The organism is Bacteroidales bacterium MB20-C3-3, from assembly GCA_035609245.1.
GTDB lineage: Bacteria > Bacteroidota > Bacteroidia > Bacteroidales > UBA932 > Bact-08.
Map to the genome: position 1 here is coordinate 1,223,137 of CP141202.1, position 19,908 is coordinate 1,243,044.

At 38.6% G+C, this 19,908-nt stretch carries 18 protein-coding genes and 1 pseudogene; 4 read left to right on the plus strand and 15 right to left on the minus strand.

Annotation, left to right across the window (positions count from 1 at the left end; genetic code table 11):
* Positions 1-96: 96 nt before the first annotated feature.
* The 6 genes from U5907_05550 to U5907_05575 form a co-directional block, all read right to left on the minus strand.
* Positions 97-630, minus strand: coding sequence for a hypothetical protein (locus tag U5907_05550; GenBank protein WRQ32047.1), 534 nt, complete (start codon positions 628-630; stop codon positions 97-99).
* Entirely contained in the window at positions 617-1,345 is a 729-nt protein-coding gene (locus U5907_05555; GenBank protein WRQ32048.1) for an ImmA/IrrE family metallo-endopeptidase, read from the minus strand. Before U5907_05555 ends, U5907_05550 begins: the two co-directional genes overlap by 14 nt.
* Positions 1,345-1,674 carry a helix-turn-helix transcriptional regulator gene (locus tag U5907_05560; protein WRQ32049.1) on the minus strand — a complete coding sequence of 110 codons (330 nt, stop codon included), beginning with the start codon at positions 1,672-1,674 and terminating at the stop codon, positions 1,345-1,347. Before U5907_05560 ends, U5907_05555 begins: the two co-directional genes overlap by 1 nt.
* 586 nt (positions 1,675-2,260) lie before the next feature.
* On the minus strand, positions 2,261-3,463 hold the full coding sequence (locus U5907_05565; GenBank protein WRQ32050.1) for a hypothetical protein: 1,203 nt from the start codon (positions 3,461-3,463) through the stop codon (positions 2,261-2,263).
* Positions 3,464-3,828: 365 nt separating this feature from the next.
* Entirely contained in the window at positions 3,829-5,754 is a 1,926-nt protein-coding gene (locus U5907_05570; GenBank protein ID WRQ32051.1) for a M56 family metallopeptidase, read from the minus strand.
* A complete protein-coding gene (locus U5907_05575) occupies positions 5,751-6,122 on the minus strand; it encodes a BlaI/MecI/CopY family transcriptional regulator (protein WRQ32052.1) in 372 nt (123 codons plus the stop codon). The genes U5907_05570 and U5907_05575 overlap by 4 nt, the downstream gene beginning before the upstream one ends.
* A gap of 303 nt (positions 6,123-6,425) precedes the next feature.
* Between U5907_05575 and U5907_05580 the strand changes: the two are divergent.
* Positions 6,426-6,674: pseudogene (locus U5907_05580) on the plus strand (AAA family ATPase).
* A gap of 367 nt (positions 6,675-7,041) precedes the next feature.
* Here U5907_05580 and U5907_05585 read toward each other — a convergent pair.
* Together U5907_05585 and U5907_05590 are read right to left on the minus strand one after the other, a co-directional pair.
* On the minus strand, positions 7,042-8,343 hold the full coding sequence (locus tag U5907_05585) for a type II toxin-antitoxin system HipA family toxin (protein WRQ32053.1): 1,302 nt from the start codon (positions 8,341-8,343) through the stop codon (positions 7,042-7,044).
* On the minus strand, positions 8,340-8,627 hold the full coding sequence (locus U5907_05590) for a helix-turn-helix transcriptional regulator (protein WRQ32054.1): 288 nt from the start codon (positions 8,625-8,627) through the stop codon (positions 8,340-8,342). Before U5907_05590 ends, U5907_05585 begins: the two co-directional genes overlap by 4 nt.
* 329 nt (positions 8,628-8,956) lie before the next feature.
* Between U5907_05590 and U5907_05595 the strand changes: the two genes are divergently transcribed.
* Together U5907_05595 and U5907_05600 are read left to right on the plus strand one after the other, a co-directional pair.
* On the plus strand, positions 8,957-10,258 hold the full coding sequence (locus tag U5907_05595) for an ATP-binding protein (GenBank protein ID WRQ32055.1): 1,302 nt from the start codon (positions 8,957-8,959) through the stop codon (positions 10,256-10,258).
* Positions 10,259-10,402: 144 nt separating this feature from the next.
* Positions 10,403-11,560: a M23 family metallopeptidase gene (locus U5907_05600; GenBank protein WRQ32056.1), complete on the plus strand. Its 1,158-nt coding sequence runs from the start codon at positions 10,403-10,405 to the stop codon at positions 11,558-11,560.
* Between the two features lie 25 nt (positions 11,561-11,585).
* Here U5907_05600 and U5907_05605 read toward each other — a convergent pair whose 3' ends face one another.
* Complete coding sequence (locus U5907_05605; protein ID WRQ32057.1) at positions 11,586-12,629, minus strand: glycoside hydrolase family 16 protein; 1,044 nt, start codon at positions 12,627-12,629, stop codon at positions 11,586-11,588.
* A 63-nt stretch (positions 12,630-12,692) separates the two neighbouring features.
* Here U5907_05605 and U5907_05610 point away from each other — a divergent pair, with 63 nt between their 5' ends.
* Positions 12,693-12,983, plus strand: coding sequence for a hypothetical protein (locus U5907_05610; protein WRQ32058.1), 291 nt, complete (start codon positions 12,693-12,695; stop codon positions 12,981-12,983).
* A gap of 6 nt (positions 12,984-12,989) precedes the next feature.
* On the opposite strand, the gene U5907_05615 is transcribed toward U5907_05610, so the two are convergent.
* The 6 genes from U5907_05615 to U5907_05640 all read right to left on the minus strand — a co-directional run bounded on the left by U5907_05615 (position 12,990) and on the right by U5907_05640 (position 19,897).
* Positions 12,990-13,493 (minus strand): hypothetical protein, encoded by a 504-nt coding sequence (locus U5907_05615; GenBank protein WRQ32059.1) that lies wholly within the window; start codon positions 13,491-13,493, stop codon positions 12,990-12,992.
* Between the two features lie 65 nt (positions 13,494-13,558).
* Positions 13,559-15,070, minus strand: a complete 1,512-nt coding sequence (locus tag U5907_05620) for an NAD(P)/FAD-dependent oxidoreductase (GenBank protein ID WRQ32060.1) — start codon at positions 15,068-15,070, stop codon at positions 13,559-13,561.
* 12 nt (positions 15,071-15,082) lie between these two features.
* Entirely contained in the window at positions 15,083-16,006 is a 924-nt protein-coding gene (locus U5907_05625) for a hypothetical protein (GenBank protein WRQ32061.1), read from the minus strand.
* 15 nt (positions 16,007-16,021) lie between these two features.
* Entirely contained in the window at positions 16,022-17,263 is a 1,242-nt protein-coding gene (locus U5907_05630) for a serpin family protein (protein WRQ32062.1), read from the minus strand.
* Between the two features lie 70 nt (positions 17,264-17,333).
* Positions 17,334-18,440 (minus strand): o-succinylbenzoate synthase, encoded by a 1,107-nt coding sequence (gene menC, locus U5907_05635; GenBank protein WRQ32063.1) that lies wholly within the window; start codon positions 18,438-18,440, stop codon positions 17,334-17,336.
* Complete coding sequence (locus U5907_05640; protein WRQ32064.1) at positions 18,437-19,897, minus strand: M14 family zinc carboxypeptidase; 1,461 nt, start codon at positions 19,895-19,897, stop codon at positions 18,437-18,439. Before U5907_05640 ends, menC begins: the two co-directional genes overlap by 4 nt.
* Positions 19,898-19,908 lie beyond the last annotated feature (11 nt).

The following is a 19,908-nucleotide window of genomic DNA, read 5'->3' on the forward strand; positions in this document are numbered from 1 at the left end:
TTCCGTTTAAAAACAAATGATTTTGTCGAATTAATCTATGTCATATTTCTAAGGGTCCGACAATTTTGTTGTCACAGCAAAAGTGAATTAAAATAGCTAAAGATTACATATTGTTGGGATATACTGTGAAATAGTAAAATTTGGAATTTTATTGCCAGCAGCGATAGCATCTTGAATACACTTATCACATTCTGCTTCATTCATCACGCCGTTCTGCCAGGCATACCATACAAGATCAAGGAATGTAATGTATGTGATGCCATTTTCTTCACAGTATGCTTTTGTATCCCTTAGATTACAACTGGCAAGTACATCATTATGTGTTTGGCAGTATGCAATACATGCGGATTCGCCCATGCCCTTTGTCCGTATGAGCTCTGCATAAATTTGTATTGCCTCTCGGTCTGGGTTCCAGGGAATAATCGACAATTTTGAACCAGTCTTAATCCATTCTATATGTTTCAGGATGTAGTCTTTGGTGGACTTCCATTTCCCCAACTCTTTATCAACAACAACATCAAGAATCACAAAGTCGTAGTTAGGGAGTACCCTTGGGAGATCGAATAAATGGTTGGCATCTATGAAGTCAATCACGACATCGGCATCCAAAACTATCTTAGTTTTCCCCATTCTCCTCAAATATAATGTTTGACATCAACTCGATTAGATGTCCTTTGGAAATTTTGCCAGAGTCGTATAAGGACTGAGCTTTAGAAGCATAATCCCCTAAAATGATGTTGTTTCTTTTAGGGACTAAAAATACATCTGTTTTCAAACCACAAGGTTCGGCATAGGCTATGGGTTGAATATTCCAAAGATCGTTGAATTTTACATCAGGTAGTCTGAGTATCTTATTCAATCGGATAAGCATAGCTTGATAAGAAACACCAAAATATCCGCACATTGTGATTATGTGAGCGGGATTGATTGTTTTTTTATTGCAACCCAGTCTCTTCATAATATCTACGACCCCTGCAGTTGGAAGTAAAAAGTATGAGGCAAATGAATTTGCATGCCGTTCGATGGGGGACTGAGGGTTGTTGATGTCACAATTATGAACCTCAAAATCTTTCAGATCTTGAACAAACAGATGATAGAGTTCATGGGCTACAGTAAAATTCTGCCTGCCCATAACCATATTTGAATTTATTAAAATGAAATTAGTGCTTTCGTCGTATTTTAAGCACATCCCTGAGAAATTCTCACTCATTGGTGTATAAACAGTGAGAATTCCCTGTTCAACTAGGAGGCTCTCCATATCCACGGGAAGCCTGTCTCCAAGAAGAAATTTTGCCCGTAATTTACTGGCTTCATTCTCGTATTGATATTCGGGAATTCTTGCCATTACCCTTCAATCCTCTTCATTTTTATATAATTCTTTACGATGGACTTGAAATGTGCGATTCTCTTCAAATCATCTAAAGATGCATTCTCCATCCTGAATGCACACACCAAATAGTCTTTCAATTGATCTTCGTTTTCTGCGAAGAAAGAGGCAAGTTCCACCCCCAAAAAATCACTGAGTTTTTCAAGGGTTTTGAATGGGATATCGATGTCTTTAGTCTCATATTCGGTATAGGTTGGCCTTGCTATACCAAGAACATCGGCTACTACTTCCTGAGTATAACCCAGTCTATTTCTAATGGCCTTGATGTTTGTTTGGATTGTTCCCATAATATGGTTCGGTCGTTTGTTTCGTGATTGGCTCGTTTATTTCGTTTATTCGTGTTGTCAATTTTAGGCCTGACAAATATACGAATTATTTGAATATATACAAATATTAGCTAAATTAAAGATAGTTATAATTTCTTATATATCTACATTTTAAACAAATATATCTCGGTTACAATTTTCATTATTATTGTTAATTAAGTCTCAAAATGCAACAATACGTCCGCTAGGATTCGTATCGAAGTGTACGTTTTATAAGGACATCCTTTCTGGCAAGAGTGTCGAAACCCCTTTATTCCAGACACTGAATCCTTATACAATTATAATTTTCAATTTCACAATCAACTCCAAATCCCATAAGAATGGTTCGGATATTTTTCCTATTAGGAGTACTTGAACAAACAAATCCTAATTGATAGCCAGCCAGTTAGGGTTCTTTGATTTATGATTTGCGCCATAATTATACATACAGGAAAATTTAGTCAAAATATCTATCCGTATTTATCTCTTTTTAATTGGTCAATTTTAGTTTGAAAACAAACGGATTTGACGAGTGAATGTATGTATGTCTTTTTAGGGAATATGATTTTCAGGGGGTCTGATAGAATAGTGCTAATGACTTTCCATCTCTCAAAATATTAAACACCAGCGGATAATGAACGCTGTTGTTTCTTATAGAATCCCTTATCAACATAAAATTTATATTATTTATATCGCAAATAATATCTCCAGGCATTATCCCAGCAGTAGTATAAGGAGATTTAGACTTTAAATACATTACAATGAATTGCTTGTTAACAGAATCATATCTGCCGGCTATAATAGGATCATCAATCTTATCAGAATCAGAGCCATTTAAGATACTTTCATAGTTAATTCTTTTCAACCAAATAGAGTCTTTTTGGAAATCCATATAAATATCAAATGTCTTTAAAAATTCAACTCCAACCAACGAAAGACTTGTTTTGAGCACATAATAATAATTTTTCAAAGGGTTATTATACTCTATCCATATATCTCGTTTAATATGAAGAGTATCTGTTATTAATAGATAATCCTTTGAACTCATTATTATTTTCTTTTTTGACAAAGTAAGGATGGCATTTTCAAAAACATTATCTAATGATATATTCTTGCAAGCTATATCTCCCCTATACCCCGTGTCCATCATTAAGTCTTCTTTAGCCATTATTGTTGTATCTCCCAATTTAAATATAAAAGGGAACTGCTTAATGATATAATTTTTACCTTTTTTTGTCAGCTGTAATACAATATCCGCATCAATTATATCATTATCTGAATTGAACAGTATCCGATTATTGCTGAATTCAAGTTTTAGAGATTTCATACTATCCTGTACTGATACAATTCCGTCTGCGTTAGATCTGCTAATTATTTTCCCCAATGCAGAATTGTCCGGAACTCTCCTGAAACTTTTAAACACTATATCCTTGTTGCCCGCATATACTTTAGTTTGCTCTTTAATATTATCTGTATAATAGAAAGCATCATCAAATCCTCCTACCATAGAGTCTTTAACAGAGCTCTCTCCTTGGTAAAATTTGTCAGAGACAGATGATTTAATAATTAACGAACCACTGGCACCCGTATCAAATATCAGCGTACATGGAATGGTATCGTTTATACATGAATTTATAACTAAGTTGCCATTAAATTTATTAATGTAAAAATTTGATTCTACTTTATGATTATAATTAACAGATGCAGATTTGTTTTCACTGCAAGACTGAAAGATTATACAAGCTATAAAAAAAACTTTGAAATATATCATATTCTATTGTACCAGATTCCTATTAATTGGACTTAAAGCCTGAAGTGGTTATGTAAATATGACTTACTCTAATTTATACCGGGCTATATCTAGGTCACTATCTACACATTCAAATATAGTAAATCCATTTAAATCATTATCAAATATTTGAATCAAATTATCAATCTCATAATCATATGCAAATCCCATAAGAATGGTTCGGATATTTTTCCTCTCAGGGGTACGAAAAAAGCAGGCATCACTACCTGCTTTTTTCGTACCGTCGCTTGCCGGATTCGGCAAGCTCCTTTTGTTTATCCCACCCCCCCGGACCACTTAGTGGAGGGGGAGAGTCACTTTGTTTAGGAAATTAGTGAATAAATGCTCTACCTTAATTGAAATACAATCTCTATGGCAAAATCAAGATTATTAATTTTCCACTCTGGGTTCTCAATTTGAGATAAAAGTTCACTTACACGAAGAAGCTCTTTTTTAATAGCTATATTGCCATCATTCTGATTTGATTCGCTCATATTGCTGTCACTTTTTGCATATGCAACTACAATAATCTTATCAAGCAAAGGAACATTGAGTTCATCATTTTTTTCAATAATCCTGGTACTCTTTATTACTCCTTTTTCAGTACTAATCTTAACAATGAATGCTCCTTGTAATCCGGCAGATTTTGCTTCTTCTGGATAAATAACTTTTGAAGCCACTAATTTCGCAATCTGACTTTCAAGATCCTCTGGAAAGACCTTAATATCTAACGATTGCACTTCAGGGGAATTGGGTATTATCGACACATTTTCTTTACTAAGAATTTCCTTTACAAGACTTACTGACTCATAAGGTGTATTGAGAGAAGTAAGAATCTCGGCCATAATTGGTTCATTTGAAACTGATTTAAGCTTTTCAATTTGTTTTTTAATTAACAATTCTAAGTTCTTATCACTAGTAACTATTCCATCATTTACCAAAAAAACCCCATTGTCATTAATTTTTATCGATAATGTATTTTTTTTCTGAATCGGATTTACTAAACGCTGGGCAGAAATATTATTTATTCCATTTGTTTTTAAAGCATCCAGAAGTGTATTGTGATGACTGATATTTACAGTAAGCAAATCACCCTCCTCATACTTGATTACAAAATAGATTGAATCTTTAGAATATTTCATTTTTGAGACAATATCTTTAATAACTTGATCAATGTTATTCTGACTTGCCTCATTAATGTTTTTATTAGTTGTATAAGAGGACCATTGGCCTAAACGATATGTACCGTTTTTGAATATTGTTACTGGCACAACCTGGTCTCTGTTAACTTTTTTGTCTTTTTGTGGTTCTTTTACAGATTCAGATGTTGGTGATACATCCGTAGGTGATTCTATACTATCATTTGTCAATGAAACATCCGGATATGAGACCACATACTCTGTTTCAGCAAATACAGCTACGGCTGCTGCAATCATTGGCAATATTAATAATGCCTTGATTGCTTTATTTGGACTCGATCGTTTTTTTAGCATCATTTTAATTCTTTTTTGAAAGTTCCCGCTGCACAAGTGATTCACTACCGGTATGGAAAAACTCTGCTGGGTTCCTTTCGAGATTAGTAAATATTGATATTTTCTTGCATCGATGCCATTTTTGAGTACACAACTATCAGCCTGATATTCGTGTATGGTGATAAGCTCTTTTCTTAATAGCCAGAATATGGGATTAAACCATTGAAATATCGCGACAGTATTAATAAAGAGCAAGTCATAATTATGTTTAAGTTGAATATGAGCTTTCTCATGATCAATAATTATCTCTTTATTAGACCTATAGTCCTCATCTGAGATAATTATATTATTAAACCAACTGAACGGGATAATTTGTTTATTGCTGATATATAATTTTTCAACAGAATTTGCCTCTTGGTATGAGTTCCTCATTATCCTGTAAATCTGAAAAATACCATAGATGTTTTTGCCAAGTAAGCTTAGGGCACCTATTATATAGACGCAGATAGCAATTATTTGAATCACTGAAAACCAATCATTCTGACTGATTTGTTGATTTTGAATAATAGGAGTTGATGAGTCTGCCACTATAACATTTTGATTGAGCCCTACAGGAGCAATTATCTCTTTGAATATTGTAATTGTCCATACAGGCAGTATAATTGACAATAAAACTATTGATAGAATAACTGCTCTGTTAAGCCTGAAGAGTGTTTCGCCCGATAATGAATACTTATATACAAAGTACAGCAGGGCCAGGCATACGCCCGATTTAACAAGATATAGAACTAGTTCTGTCATAACTTTTTATTATTTGCCTGTTCAATCTCTTCAATTAACCTCTTTAATTCTTCAAGCTGGATTTTGTCTTTTTTAACGAATGTTGACACAACATCCAGATATGAATTTTCAAAATACTTGCTGATAACACCTGTAATCTTTCCTTCTCCAAATTCTTCAGGAGTAATTACAGGATAGTACTGATATGTATAGCCAAATTTTTTATGAGACAAAAAGCCTTTGATTTCAAGACCCCTGACCATTGTAGAAATTGTGTTGAAGTGAGGTTTAGGGTCCGGATAAAGTTCAATCAGCTCCTTTACATGCATAGCCCCTTTTTCCCAAAAAAAAGCCATTATTTCATCCTCTTTAGCTGTAAGCTTAATCATAGTGGTAATGTTTGAATTTAACCTGAGACAAATTTAAACTAATATTTTTAGTTTGCAAACTATTTTTATTAGTTTAAGCAAAAAATAACGATTTGCGCCATTTTTGCTCAATATCTCTTATTACATGGAAATTTGAAACTAAGCCCGATTTTCAGGGGGTTCGACATCTGGATGAAATACCGCAAATATTCCTGATTAAACGCCACAATTGTTCATAATAATTTTGCAATCTCCTTGTTATTAGTAATGCGGAAGCTGTTTCTGATATGAATGTGAACGATATCATCTTCTCTGCTTGCCGTGGCGGATGTTGTGTTGCATCTTGGTGATGGACGCTATGCCCTGATTGAATGTAAGCTTGGCAGCAAAGAAATTGAGGATGGCGCAAATCACCTGGTTCAGCTCCATAAACTTATAGTAGAGCATAACAAGACCGAAGAGCAAATGCCTATTAGAGAACCTGACCTGAAGATTGTTTTGACTGGAGGACAATATGGATATACAAGGAACGATGGCGTTCACGTAATTCCGTTGGCTTGTTTGAGAGATTGAATCCGGTTAAAATCCCTCAAGAATGGTTCGGATACTTTTCGTGCCGTCGCTTGCCGGTTTCCGGCACAACTTTATTTATTCCTCTTTATTTTATACCATTTATAAATATATCTTACGGATATGTATAATACTAAAAGAACAAATAAGAATGATGACCCCGGGGCCTTTATAAAATTTGGCAACAGCACTTCAAATAAGGTCTGTTTATCAAGAACGTAGCATCCAAAAATAAAGAAAGCATATGCTATTATTACTCTTGCTACATAGGAATATGTGTATTTATAGATTGTCATTAAGTTAGAAATCGCTAGTACAATTGTTACCGCATATAAAGATAGTGACTTTACACAACCATTCGCTCTGATTTCTATAAAGTAATAACACGTAAATTCTTCTCTATCAGATACATGTGTTCCTTTTTCACTCCTGCCTCTGACGCATATCTATTCCAGCTGGAAATGACATCAGCAATTTGATTAACAATTAATAGCGCATTTTTAATGCCCATATTACGGGCTACGGCCAGTAAATCTTCCCGTGTAAATTCGTCACGTTTGTTGTTGGCAGACATCTGGTGCTGGTTTGTCCACCTACCGGATGAAGAATATGAATAGCAGAGGTCATAGGCCGGAGCCAGACGCCACTCTCTGCCCCTGTGCAGAATAAAAGAGTGATTCTTCGTATGATCGTCATGATTCCTCGCTATGATATTGAATACCATTCTGCGGTAAAGTTGCTCCATGTCGGGATAAGGAAGGTTCATTCGCCTCATAACCTGGAACGCCTGCTCATATGAGTGCCTGTCGTCGCGGTCAAAATGGGCGATTGCGCACAGCGTTTGGGTGTGCAGCTTGCCTCCGTCATCTGTCCTGTCAAACCTCTTTGTCATAAAGTGGGCATGTTGACCCTCCTCATACAATCGGCATTCAGTCATTTCAATACCGCAATCAAGTGCCATTTTATGGTAGGCATACTCGATACGGCCTATTCCGGGTGGGTTGTCAGAAACTTTACCTGCCTCGACCCCGTCGAATTTAAGCAACCAGTAAGTAAATCCATCCGGCGCTTTTACCTGGCCCGAACGAACCTCTGACATATCGCTGTTGACGGCGATGATAGCTTTGGGCTTTGCGCCACCCGCAGATGTCCCTACCCTGATGATATCAAGTAGCGATTCATCTCCTTTGGACAACTTAACCTGAAAGTCCTCCCGCTTACCCAGAACCTCTTTGGCCAGATTTGTCAGGTGAGCAATCTCAATAACTGAAGACTCTTCAAGCTGGGGATTATTCTGTGCAGGTTCAAATTCCAGAGCACCCATACCGCGCTTGCCTACATAGCATAACCTGTCAACCGGACTGAACGTCATACCACTTAACCCTTTGCTTGCAAACCATTCGTCAATTATCTGGTTTCCGTAATCGTCCGGCAGGGAGTCGGCAATCAAGCCTGGTAACCCTTTGAAGGTTTTATTTCTGTTTGAGGGGTAATAATAGGTTCTGTCGCCTCTGCTAATATCTTCCAGAGGCATCATAAGCGGAGCAACATCAAGCCCTTTGGCAGAAAATTCAGGTAAAAACTCAAAGATGGCATATTCATTCTCCTTATCCCACACCACGGCGGCCACATCCTGCCCCCATAAAGAGACTTTCATTACTATATCTGTCATTTCTTACGTTTTTTATTGTTTAAGGCCAACAACTCTACTGGGCTGATTACCTGTAGCGGTATAAGGTTGTCAAAATTTTCCAGCAGTTTCAACACCCGCATAACTGCGACCAGCGAGGAGAGCGAGGTGTTTTTGCCGTTCTCCATCTGGCTGACAGTAAACGCACTAATTCCTGTCCGCCGGGCAACTTCCATCTGTGAGAGTTTCTTCTTAAGTCGTGTTGCCTTAATTCTTTTACCCAATTCGGACACAATTGCAGCATCCGTCATTCCATACCAATCCATGTCATTAGATTTATCTAATGCAAAGATATAATTTTCTTCATAATTCTATTAGATTTATCTAATAGTATTACCTGTTTTTGACACTTTCATTAGATATATCTAATCAAGACCTCCTGTCAATCCAAACTTCTGAATCAACTCCAAATCCCTCAGGAATGGTTCGGATATTTTTCATCAACGAACTTGCACCAATTTGCGCCATAATCCATATTTCACAGTTTTTTCGTTTATATTAATGTGTGATTATACATGTTTTCATTTGTTTTTATGTGATATGTTTAATATTTTCGTTGTGTAATTTGTATTTACATTTCTTAAACATCAATTACATGAAAAGAATAGCATACGAAGGATTACTTAAATGGAAAAGTAAACAGAATCGGAAACCCCTTTTAATAAAGGGAGCAAGGCAAGTCGGAAAAACCTGGTTGATGAAAGAATTTGGCAAAAATGAATATGAATCTGTAGCATATATCAATTTTGAGAAAGCCACCCAACTTGCTAATTTATTTGAAGCTGATTTTGATATCCCTCGTATTTTAAGATCGGTCCAGCTCATAACAGGTATTGTTCCTAAACCAGGTGAAACTCTTATTATTTTTGACGAGATCCAATCTGTTAAACGAGGATTGCTATCATTGAAATATTTTTATGAAGATGCTCCGGAATATCACATTATTGCAGCGGGCTCACTACTGGGGCTATCCATCCATAAGGACGACTCTTTCCCTGTAGGAAAGGTGGATTTTCTGGAGTTATATCCTCTTTCATATGAGGAATTTATTGTGGCATTGGGCAAGAATTCTCTGCTGGACGCTTTGCACAGGAGGGACTGGGAGTTGACTAAAGCATTTAAAAGCAATTACATTGAACTTTTAAAGCAGTATTATTATATTGGAGGAATGCCTGAGGTAGTCAAATCATTTATTCAAAATAACGATTACAATGAGGTGCGTGAAATTCAGAATTCAATACTTGAATCATATAATAATGATTTCTCCAAACATTCGCCAATTGAAATTGTACCAAGGATAAAGATGATTTGGAATTCTATTCCGTCTCAGCTTGCAAAGGAGAACCGCAAGTTTATTTATGGTGCAGTAAAGAGTGGAGGAAGAGCTAAGGAATTTGAAGTTGCAATTATGTGGCTTGAGGATGCCGGATTGATTCACAAAATCAGCAGAGTTTCCAATGCTTCCCTGCCATTAGACGGCTTTGTAGATATCGGAGCATTCAAGTTGTTTATGGTAGATATTGGACTACTTGGTGCAAAATCGGGACTAGATGCTAAAACTATAATTGAGGGGAACACAATTTTTGGCCAGTATAAGGGTGCGCTTACTGAACAATATGTTCTTCAGCAATTAAAATGTTCCACTGGAATTGAAATTTACTATTGGAGCTCTGAACAGGGAATTGCCGAAATTGATTTTCTTATTCAGACAGGAGGGAAAGTTATACCAATAGAGGTAAAGGCCCAAGAAAATCTTAAAGCAAAATCGCTTAAGAGTTTTAGAGATAAGTTCCATCCCGAATTGTCTTTAAGGACATCAATGTCTGACTTCAGAGAAGAAGAGACGTTAACTAACTTACCACTATACGGGATATCATTAATCAATAGTTTAACTTAAATATAAACTCCAGATTCCTCAAAATTTCCCAAATATTTTCAGCTGATAATACGCCATACTATTAAGCCTCCGATAGTATCTTTTTTGGAAATTACCTGAAATTGTAATAAATTTAATAAATCTATTTTAATCATTCTCAAATATATGAATCATATTTCCAATTCCTCAATTAACCCCGGATATCATAAGAATGGTTCGGATATCTTTACAGCTAGGGGTATCTTTTTTGTTTTTGTCATATATATCCTGGCAAGCTGCACAAATGTTCCTAATCCTGTTGGCAACAGGAATATAGAGGTAGTTATCAATGATATCCCCTTTAATACCGATGTGTATAAAAGAATACCATATACGTTAAGAGCCTGGGAGTGGGAGAAGGAGGGGCTTAAACTGCAGCAGATAGAGATATTGGATTACAATACAAACGCCACATTACAGACTATAGAGAAAGAGAGTTTTCCTGTGATTCATAAAGATCCTTTAACTCCAAACGGTTTAATAGAGCTCGATAAGTTGTCACACTATTACATCTCTATTCAGTTACCTGTTGAGTTAAATAAAACTCCACCTTCAAAAATTTTTCACAAATTTAAATTCAGAGACACTGTGAAAAACAAAGAGTTGACAGTTGAGGGTGGAATATTTATGCCCCGACTGACCGAAGCCCCTCTTGCAATATCATCTCCGGTTAAAGGAGATAACTGGTTGTTCATAAATCAATCTACAAATGAATATCACTTTTTCACTATGTTTTTTACAGACAGGAAACTATGGAGAGGAGAGAGATTTGCATTTGATAATATTAAGTTGAATGACGAGATGGATGACATGCTTGATGGAGACCCCAAAGTCAACGAGTCCTATTTTAATTACAAGGATACCCTTTATGCTGTCGCAAACGGTACCGTATTGAAAGTTGTTGACGGCAGACCTGAGAACAGGGGAGATGCCCGCGATATTAAGTTTGCAAACCTGGATGAGTACGCAGGAAACTATCTGGTGCTGGATATCGGTAACAGCAGGTATGTATATTACGCCCATTGTGTACCAAATAAGTTTATGGTTACTCAGGGGAAAACTGTAAAAGAGGGAGACCCCATCGCACTTTTAGGTAATTCCGGGAACTCCACCGGTCCTCATTTACACTTTCAGATAACTGACGGCCCTCATATCTTTTTCTCCAACGGACTGCCATTTGTAATTAAAAAATATACAAAAACCGGCAATTCCGGAACCGGACCAAGCTCACCTGTTGTATATACGAATGCAATGATGGAGGAGCAGACTGTGATTTCTTTTTAGTTCTGTTCAATCAGCTCCAGATCACTCAGTATTTAACCCACTCGTACAGGGCAAGGTTGTCCGTTGATGCAGCCTCTCCGGTCATCCATTTGGGCCACCAGCCGCTTAGATAGATATTTGTTATGGTTGTGGGGATTTGTGAAATATCAACGGTTGATTTTAATTTTACGTTATCAACCCAGAAGCTAACCTCATCCGGATAATAGTCTATCCTGTATTCATGAAATTGCTCACCCGGATTGAAGGGTAAAACAACTTGCGAACTGAATTTCTGAACACCTTTTACCCAAGTGTTAAAATCAACTTTTCCGGAACCATCGTTCCAGATCTCTATATCTATTTCATCCAGATTGGCACTTTCGTACAGAAAAATAGTTGTATAAGTTCCGGGGAGTTGCATTGGTGTTTTAACAGAGGCCCGGTAGCTGCCATACTTATATTTAGCAGGAGCAACCGTCTTTATCTCTCCTCCATCTTTTGTCAGTTTGGGAAATTTTATATTAAGAACCCCGGCTTCAACAAAGACATTTGCTCTGTTAAACCTGCCAAATCCCGGTGATAATTTATGGCTTACTACCCACCGGGTATTATCCAGATTGTTAAAATCATCTATAAAATTGAACGCTTCAAATGCTTCTGAGATCTCCTCCATACTAAGCTGAACGGCTCCAGGCTGAGATGGGTCTGATATCCATATTGCTGCTCTTGATAAATATGACCCGGAGACTATGATTATGTCTGAAGGCACTATCCAGGACATACCAATCTGTTTTGATGTTTCCAAAGGATTGAGGGTGACAGTATCTACAGGTATATCATACCACGCTCCTGATTTGTCCCTTACGCTGCACCCAATCCAGAATTTCCATCTTGCGTTTCCCGTGTTTTTTATCTGTATGGTATGAGATGCAGTGCCCCCTGAATAGTGACTTCCGGAGGGTGTTGCGAATGAAACAAAATCGGCAGATATTTTAACCTTTTCCGGAAGGATAATCAACTTTTCATCACATGAGTATGTCATTAGAAATGTGAAAAATATTATTAATATGTATTTGATTTTTCTGTACATTTTCTGATATTTATATAAATATAAGCTTTTTCTTACCCCGATAAAAATTCGTTATTTTGCAGTGTGAAAAACCAAACCTTAGTTATTGACCTCCATATTGAAAAAATAGCAAAAGCATATCGCAGCTTTGCTCCGGCAGACTCATTAATTTATCAGCTTGAGGTGTTTGAAAGAACATTGCAGGCAAACAGATTCAGGAGAGGGCTAAGAATTGATTTTGTTCATGGTACAGGTAAGGGAACCCTGAGGTCTGAGCTTATTAAAATTATGGCCAGGAAATTTCCTGAGTTAAAATACGAAGATGCCCCTTTTGCCACTTATGGTTTTCAGGGGGCAATAAGGGTAATAATCTGATTGTAGCTATTTTACAATCTTGACAGTTCTGCCGGACACTTTCGTGCCGTTCAGGAACCACTCTTCGCTGATATCAGGATCTCCGTTAATTTTCCAGCGAAACTTTCTGTTGAATTTAATTTTGTCTGATGTGCCGTCGCCCCATAAAAGGGTTAGCTCCTCATTTGAATAACTTGTTGCCCCTTCCAGCTCCCCAAACCTCAGAACGAATGTGTTACTCTGATAATATTTGCTTAACTGAAGGCCATGAAAACGAGGCATAATTGCTTTTGTTGAAACGGTATAGGGATCTTTGGTGCACTTGTACTCTACACCTCTGTACACCGCTTTTATTAAACTTGTGTCAATGGCATTCTGATTGTCCTGATTGAGAAGGTCAACTCCCCGGGCATTTGTAACCTCAACAATATATACAACCGGAGCTATATCCCATATCTTTCCGTCAGGGATTAAATCACACGATGACAATCCTATTGCCAGCACTGCAAAGAGCAAAAACCTCGTTTTCATAACTATTAGTTTAAATAAATATAACCATATAGTTATAAGATGATTTTACCAGCAATATCGTTGCATTAGGATTGACCAACAAAGTTTATCTCTATTATCTGCGCCAGGTCGTGAGCACTCTTTAAGGCCGATGGTAATCCGCCTCCGGGAATTGACCAGTGACTTGTATAGTAGAAGTTCTTTAAACCCGGCAGTGTTGCACCTACAGGAGAGGACGCCATTAGGTTTTTTGGGGGGAACCATCCCTGAGCGCTCCCCTTCCAGTTACCTGTATATCTGTGATATGTTGCCGGGGTTGAGACATCCATCTCCTCAATACTTTCCCTCACCCCTCCCAGTTTTTTGTCAAGATAGTCAATCATAGCGGTTGCAAAAGAGTTTTTGCATCGTTTGTACTCCTCTCGGTTACTCTCTCTAAGATTAATCCAGAAATCTCCGTTTCTGGTGTAGAAACTCATCGCAATAACAGTTTTCCCCTCTGGAGCTAAAGATTTATCGTAGTGGTAAATATGAGCTTCAATCCTGTTATAAACAGTCCCGTCAGGAGAGGTGTACTCTTGCTCAACCGGGAATCTGAAAAAGTGTGGAAACTCTTTAAAGTCTCTTGAAACACCTAAAGAGACAAGCATTATAGCAGGGTAAACCTCCAGTTTTTTAAGTTCAGCCAGCCTTATAAGAGTGTCATTTACGTATTTCCCCTCAAGAGCGTTAAATACAGTATAGTGCCAGTCTGCAGCAGAGATAGTAATGTCTGAATAAACAGATGTGCCATCTTTAAGAATTAACCCTTTTGCTATATCGTGTTCTACAATTATTTTTTCTATCTGAGAATTAAAGCGTATTGTACCTCCCATTGATTTGTATTTATCGGCAACCCTCTCAGCAAATTTTGCCGATCCTCCTATGGGATAGCCGGCACTTTTTTTATCAAAAAATGCCTGTGGCATTGCCATGACCATAAGATTAACCTCGTCACCATCAAAAAGGAGTTCAAATGCCTCTTTTAGAAATGGATTCTTAAACTTTCGTGCAAAAGAAAAATTAGTTTCATTCTTCCATCTCAGATAACTAAAGACAAAAGGCAGATATTTAATCATACCCATCTTCTGCTTGAGCGGCTGCAACTGAGGGATATTCTCAATCATGGGCGGGAGTTCATAACGCTGTATCACCCTGATCAACTTTACCAAGCTTTTTATCAGCATTTTGTCTTCAGGTGCTATGTCAAGTAGATATGCTTCAAGTCTGTCTATATTTGTGTACAATTGAAAAACCTTACTGCCATACTTATCAGCATTAACTTTTAGTTCAACCGCAACCCTCACATCATGGTGTACAAACTCAATTGATTTCATGTCAAGCATTTCACTCCAGAGTTTGTAAAAGGGACTCCCTGAGTCCGAACCCAGAATCCAGTGGAGACAACCATCAAAGGTGAACTCCCCCCTTTTCCAGCTGGCACAAAGGCCACCGGGAAGAGAGTGTTTCTCGAAAATCTGAGTCTCGAACCCTCTCATCTGTAAAAAACAGCCAAGAGACAAACCTGAAATACCACCACCAATAATGTTAATTTTCATTTTCTTTTTAGGTTAGTCTTTGCGACGCTCCTTTATCAGGACTTGCCTCGGCTCACCAAACCAGGAACCAAGAAAAAGCTTGTTTGATATTCTGTCGTGCACAAGGAACCCTGCAGGAGGTCTGCCACCGGAAGAGTAGAGAACAAAATATTGCCTGTCATCTCCGTACGTATACTTACCATTTCTTGTAACCATAAAGGTCTGACCATCTTTTAACTTTCTGTAAGAGACCCACTTATCAATGTCTTTTAATGCTTTAAGGTCATTCCAGTCCGCAACCTGAAACTCTCCGTAAAAAGCCTTTTGGATAGCGTTTTTAAGAAAACGGGAGCCCTCCTCTCTGAATATATGTGTAGTCAACTTTAAATCGTTAAACTCCTCTCTTTGCACATTAATTATGTCAGATAAAAGGGTAGCTTTTGCCAGCTCCGGCCTGTAAACGACAGCGTCACCCTCCCTTAACGGCAAAACAGAAAAGTAAGTACCAAACCGTCCCTCCTGCTCGTATACAAAACCCTCCTTACCAAATCCCAGCAGGTTGCCCCGGCGTGAAACCATTTTTACGAGACGGCCATCAGGATTATACAGGTTTAACAAGAGAGAATATCTCCTCCGGCTCTTCTCTTCATACAATGATCCCGGAACATCTGACCTCTCCTCGCGCAAAACAAACATCAGATAGCGATCATTGTACGGGCCCCAGTTTATCTCTGATCCGGAATCGACATCGTAGGGAGGTTTCAGGCGGGTAAGCTCCCACTTTCTGCCTTCGATGGGATTTACCGGAAACCGCTGGACATCCCAGACCATATCCTTTGTAAATTTTGTGCTTAGAATAACAGACTCCTGAATCTCCTTGTCAAATCTCTGTGCTTTTAGATGATTGGTTGAGAGCGCGAAGAGAGTCACCAAGAATAAAAATCTCAAATACCTCATTCTTATTTTTTATAATTATTTTAACGGATTCTCTACCTTGCCGGCAAAGAGAATAGTTCCTGTGGATTGCTCCCAGATTACAAAGAGAAATGGTTTATTTGCCCGGAAGTCCCTGTCAGGATTTACTGATGTTAGATCAAAGCCTACAGAAGTTACGGCTGCAGCTTCACCACCCTCCTCATTAATCTCAATAACGGTCTTTTGCAGCACTTTGGAGATTCTTAAATCACCTTGAGGATAATCAGCAATATTACTAAAGTTAGCATTGCCGTCAAATGCATCAGTAATACCAAGCATTTTTAACTTATCGTTAAATTCCAGAGTTGTGCTGAATTTGAATTTGGGGAGGTAGATTCCCAACTGAGCTGAATCGCTTTTCTCAGTAATATTCTCCCAAGCCCCGGCAGTAGCCAGCTCCGCATATAGATCGGCAACACCAAGCTCCTCCCCCGGAAGAATAATTGTCATTTTAAAAGCCCCGTTGCCAAACGGAAGTGTTACAGCGCGATATTTTTCTCCATTATTGTATTCTACCTTAAACCTCTTATACATGGCCGGCACATCTACGCTACCTCCGCCATCAAGATTAAACTTCAAAGGGAGCGTGGACTTGGGGTCAAACTTAGTTTTCCATGGAGCCTTGAAATATAGCGCATTAACCAGAAACATAACCTCATTGGGTTTGATCTGATCCAGAATTTTATCAATTTTCTTATCTGTGTTTTTTGAGCACCACTCATTTATTGCCTTGAGACTCTCCTGCTCTTTAGAAAAATCGAGAGGTGTTACTAAGGCGTTAAACCACTGTTTGTTAATCTGAAGAAAACCCTCTTTTACAGGAAAATCACTCTTGTACCAGACTGAATTTGCTATAAATAACAGACTTGAAGGATCTGCAGAGGGGAGAGAAGCAGATAATTTTTTGAAATAGAGATTAACATCAAATGGAGATTCCTGCGGAAATCCAAGTGCTTTCTGAATCTGTCCCGCAGTATTACCTGCTGCACCATTCCAGGCCATTGCCATCGCAAAATTGAGGCTGAGGGGAGAGATCATAAAATTACCCTCCTCCTCTATCATCCCGAGTAACTTAAAAGCAATAGAATTTCCGGAAGATGCGACCCTGGCCTCTCCGGGTGTAAGCTCAATAACCGGCGCCGGTTGAGTATTCTCATTCTCCTCCCCGGGCTTTGGCCCTTTTGCACAAGAGGCTGAATACAAAACAAATAGACAAAGCACAATTACCCTACATTTCATAGCGAAAGTATTTAAATAAAACATCAGTAAAATGCAGGTAAAGGTTAAGTCATTGCAATATAGATATTTTTTAGATAAATACCTCTTTTCTGACAGTTACTTTCTCCAGTCTTTTCTCATTAACCTCCACACCTATTCCCGGACCCTGCGGAACATCCATTGTCCCATCGGCATTAACGGTAAAAGCGGGATCTACAATATCCTCCTTATAGTACTTTTTGCTTGCCGAAATATCTCCGGGCAGAATGAATCCGGGAAGAGATGCAAGAGCTACATTTCCGGCCCTGCCGATTCCTGACTCCAGCATACCTCCGTGCCACACCGGAATACCCATAGAGAGACAATAGTCATGAATCTTTCTGGATTCAGTAAATCCACCCACTCTCCCCGGCTTAATATTTATTATTCTGCAACTTTTCAGCTCAATGGCAGCCCTCGTATCATCCAGAGAGTGAATACTCTCATCCAGACAAATTGAGGTTTTAACCTCTTTCTGAAGTTTTGAGTGGTCGTATATGTCATCATACCCCAGCGGCTGCTCTATTAGTGAAAGATTGTACTCATCCATCTTTTTAAACAGGGATATATCATCCAGTGAATATGCCGAATTTGCATCCACCTGAAACATTATATCCGGAAACTCTCTGCGAACAGCCTTAACCAAATTGATGTCCTGCCCGGGTGCAATTTTAATTTTAACCCTTTTGTAACCCTCCTTAAGATAGCCCTCAATTTTATGTAAAAGAGCAACCTCAGATTCCTGAATACCTATGCTTACCCCTACATCAATTTTATCCCTTGTACCACCCAGAAGTTTGGAGAGAGATACCCCTTTGGTTTTGGCCAGCAGGTCCCACAAGGCCGACTCTATCCCCGCCTTGGCCATCATATGCCCCCTTACCCTGTCGTACAGAGCAATTGCCTCACCTACGCTTTGGAACTCTTTACCCAACAATTCCGGAATTAGAAAATCTCTCATTATGTGCCAGGCAGTTGTCACTGTCTCGTATGAGTAGAAAGGGGTCCCTTCGGCAACACTCTCCCCCCATCCGGTAAAACCATCCCCGTCTATACGAACCATTATATGCTCCTCATCATACTCGGTACCCATAGATGTAGTAAACGGAGTTACAAGCTCCATCCGGGTATGCCTGATTTCTATCCTCTCTATTTTCATTTTTTTCTTACTCTTATTACTGGGTAATCCGATTCTCTATTCATTAATAATTCAAACTCCCTGTATGTAGCCAAACCTAGCTCTGACTGGGGTTCCATTGCTATTACAAGCAAGTTCCCCTTTAACTGGGCTGTTGGTACATACAGGTAATTATTAATCTGGATTCCGGCCTCAAAAGGAGAGGAAGAGATCTGCGGGAAAGGAATAATATCCCCCTCAAAGTCTGTTGAATCCACTGACACAATTCTTATCTTCTCAAATCTGTACTCTTTATCATTGGAAATTACAGAAACAGCTAAACCCTGTCTGTTAATCCAATCAACTAAAAGTGTATTAGAAACAGGAATCAGATAACCAACAGGTTTTTCAACCGATAGAGTAGTCTTAACTACAGGTCTGAAGTTTTTTACAATAACCACCGAATCCTTGCCTGTTTTGTACGAAAGAACAGGGAGTTCAAGAGTACTGCCATCAGAGAAATGGTCCATTTGAAGAGCAACTTTCTCACCCTCTTTTGGAGATAAAAGTCTGCTCCTCTCCTCCTTTACAATTTGTTTCATTTCAGCCCCGTTTTCATATACAAAGTTTAAAAGGGTCATCATTCCGCAAAACTGTGAATAGGATCTGTGAGAGAGGTTCTCAACATAGTTATCTTTGCCATTCATCCCCTCCTGTATAAATGAGAAGGTATTCTGAATACCAAAACTCTGCCTCCCGTCGTTAATATCAAATGTGCTGTAGCGGATATAATCATCCTCCGGCGGCCCTCCCGGGCTGTACATCCCTGCAGAGACACCTTGGTTTTTTACGGAGTTATACCAGAAAGGCCAAAACCTCTCTCTTTGTAAATCCCTGATATAGGCGGGGATCTGAGGGTTTGTATTAATCCCCAGCAGGATGTCTGAGTTTTTTCTGAATCCGGCCTTTTCCCATGACTCTCCGTAAGGGGAGTATTCATGAGCATCCAGAGTGACTTCAAAAAGGTATTTGTCAAACAGTTTGTGAAGTGCAATGACTTCAGGCTCCGTCATTATAAGGTGATTCCTGTTCAGATCCATCCCGTTTGAATTTCTTCTTTCATTCTTTTCCGAACCATCCGGATTAACTTGAGGTACAATAACAAGATCTATCTTCTCAAAAAAATAAGAATAGTTATCCTTAATAAGCTCTTTGGCAAGCATAAGGGCTCCCTCCTTCCCCGACTGTTCGTTACCATGTTGCTGAGCATGAATCAACACCTTGATTTTGGTTTGATCTGTGCCAAAGCCTGACTTTGAAAAAAAGAGGGCAGTAATCTCTCTCCCCTGAACAGAGGTGCCAATTGTTTCCATCTTCACCAGACCGGACTGTTCTGTAAGTATCCGGGCTGCCTCTCTAAGCTGTCTGTAAGAGGTTGGCTGACCCGATAGGGTCATATATACTAATGTCGCAGCCAGAAGTATTGTTCTCTTAATCATTTGTATTTTTC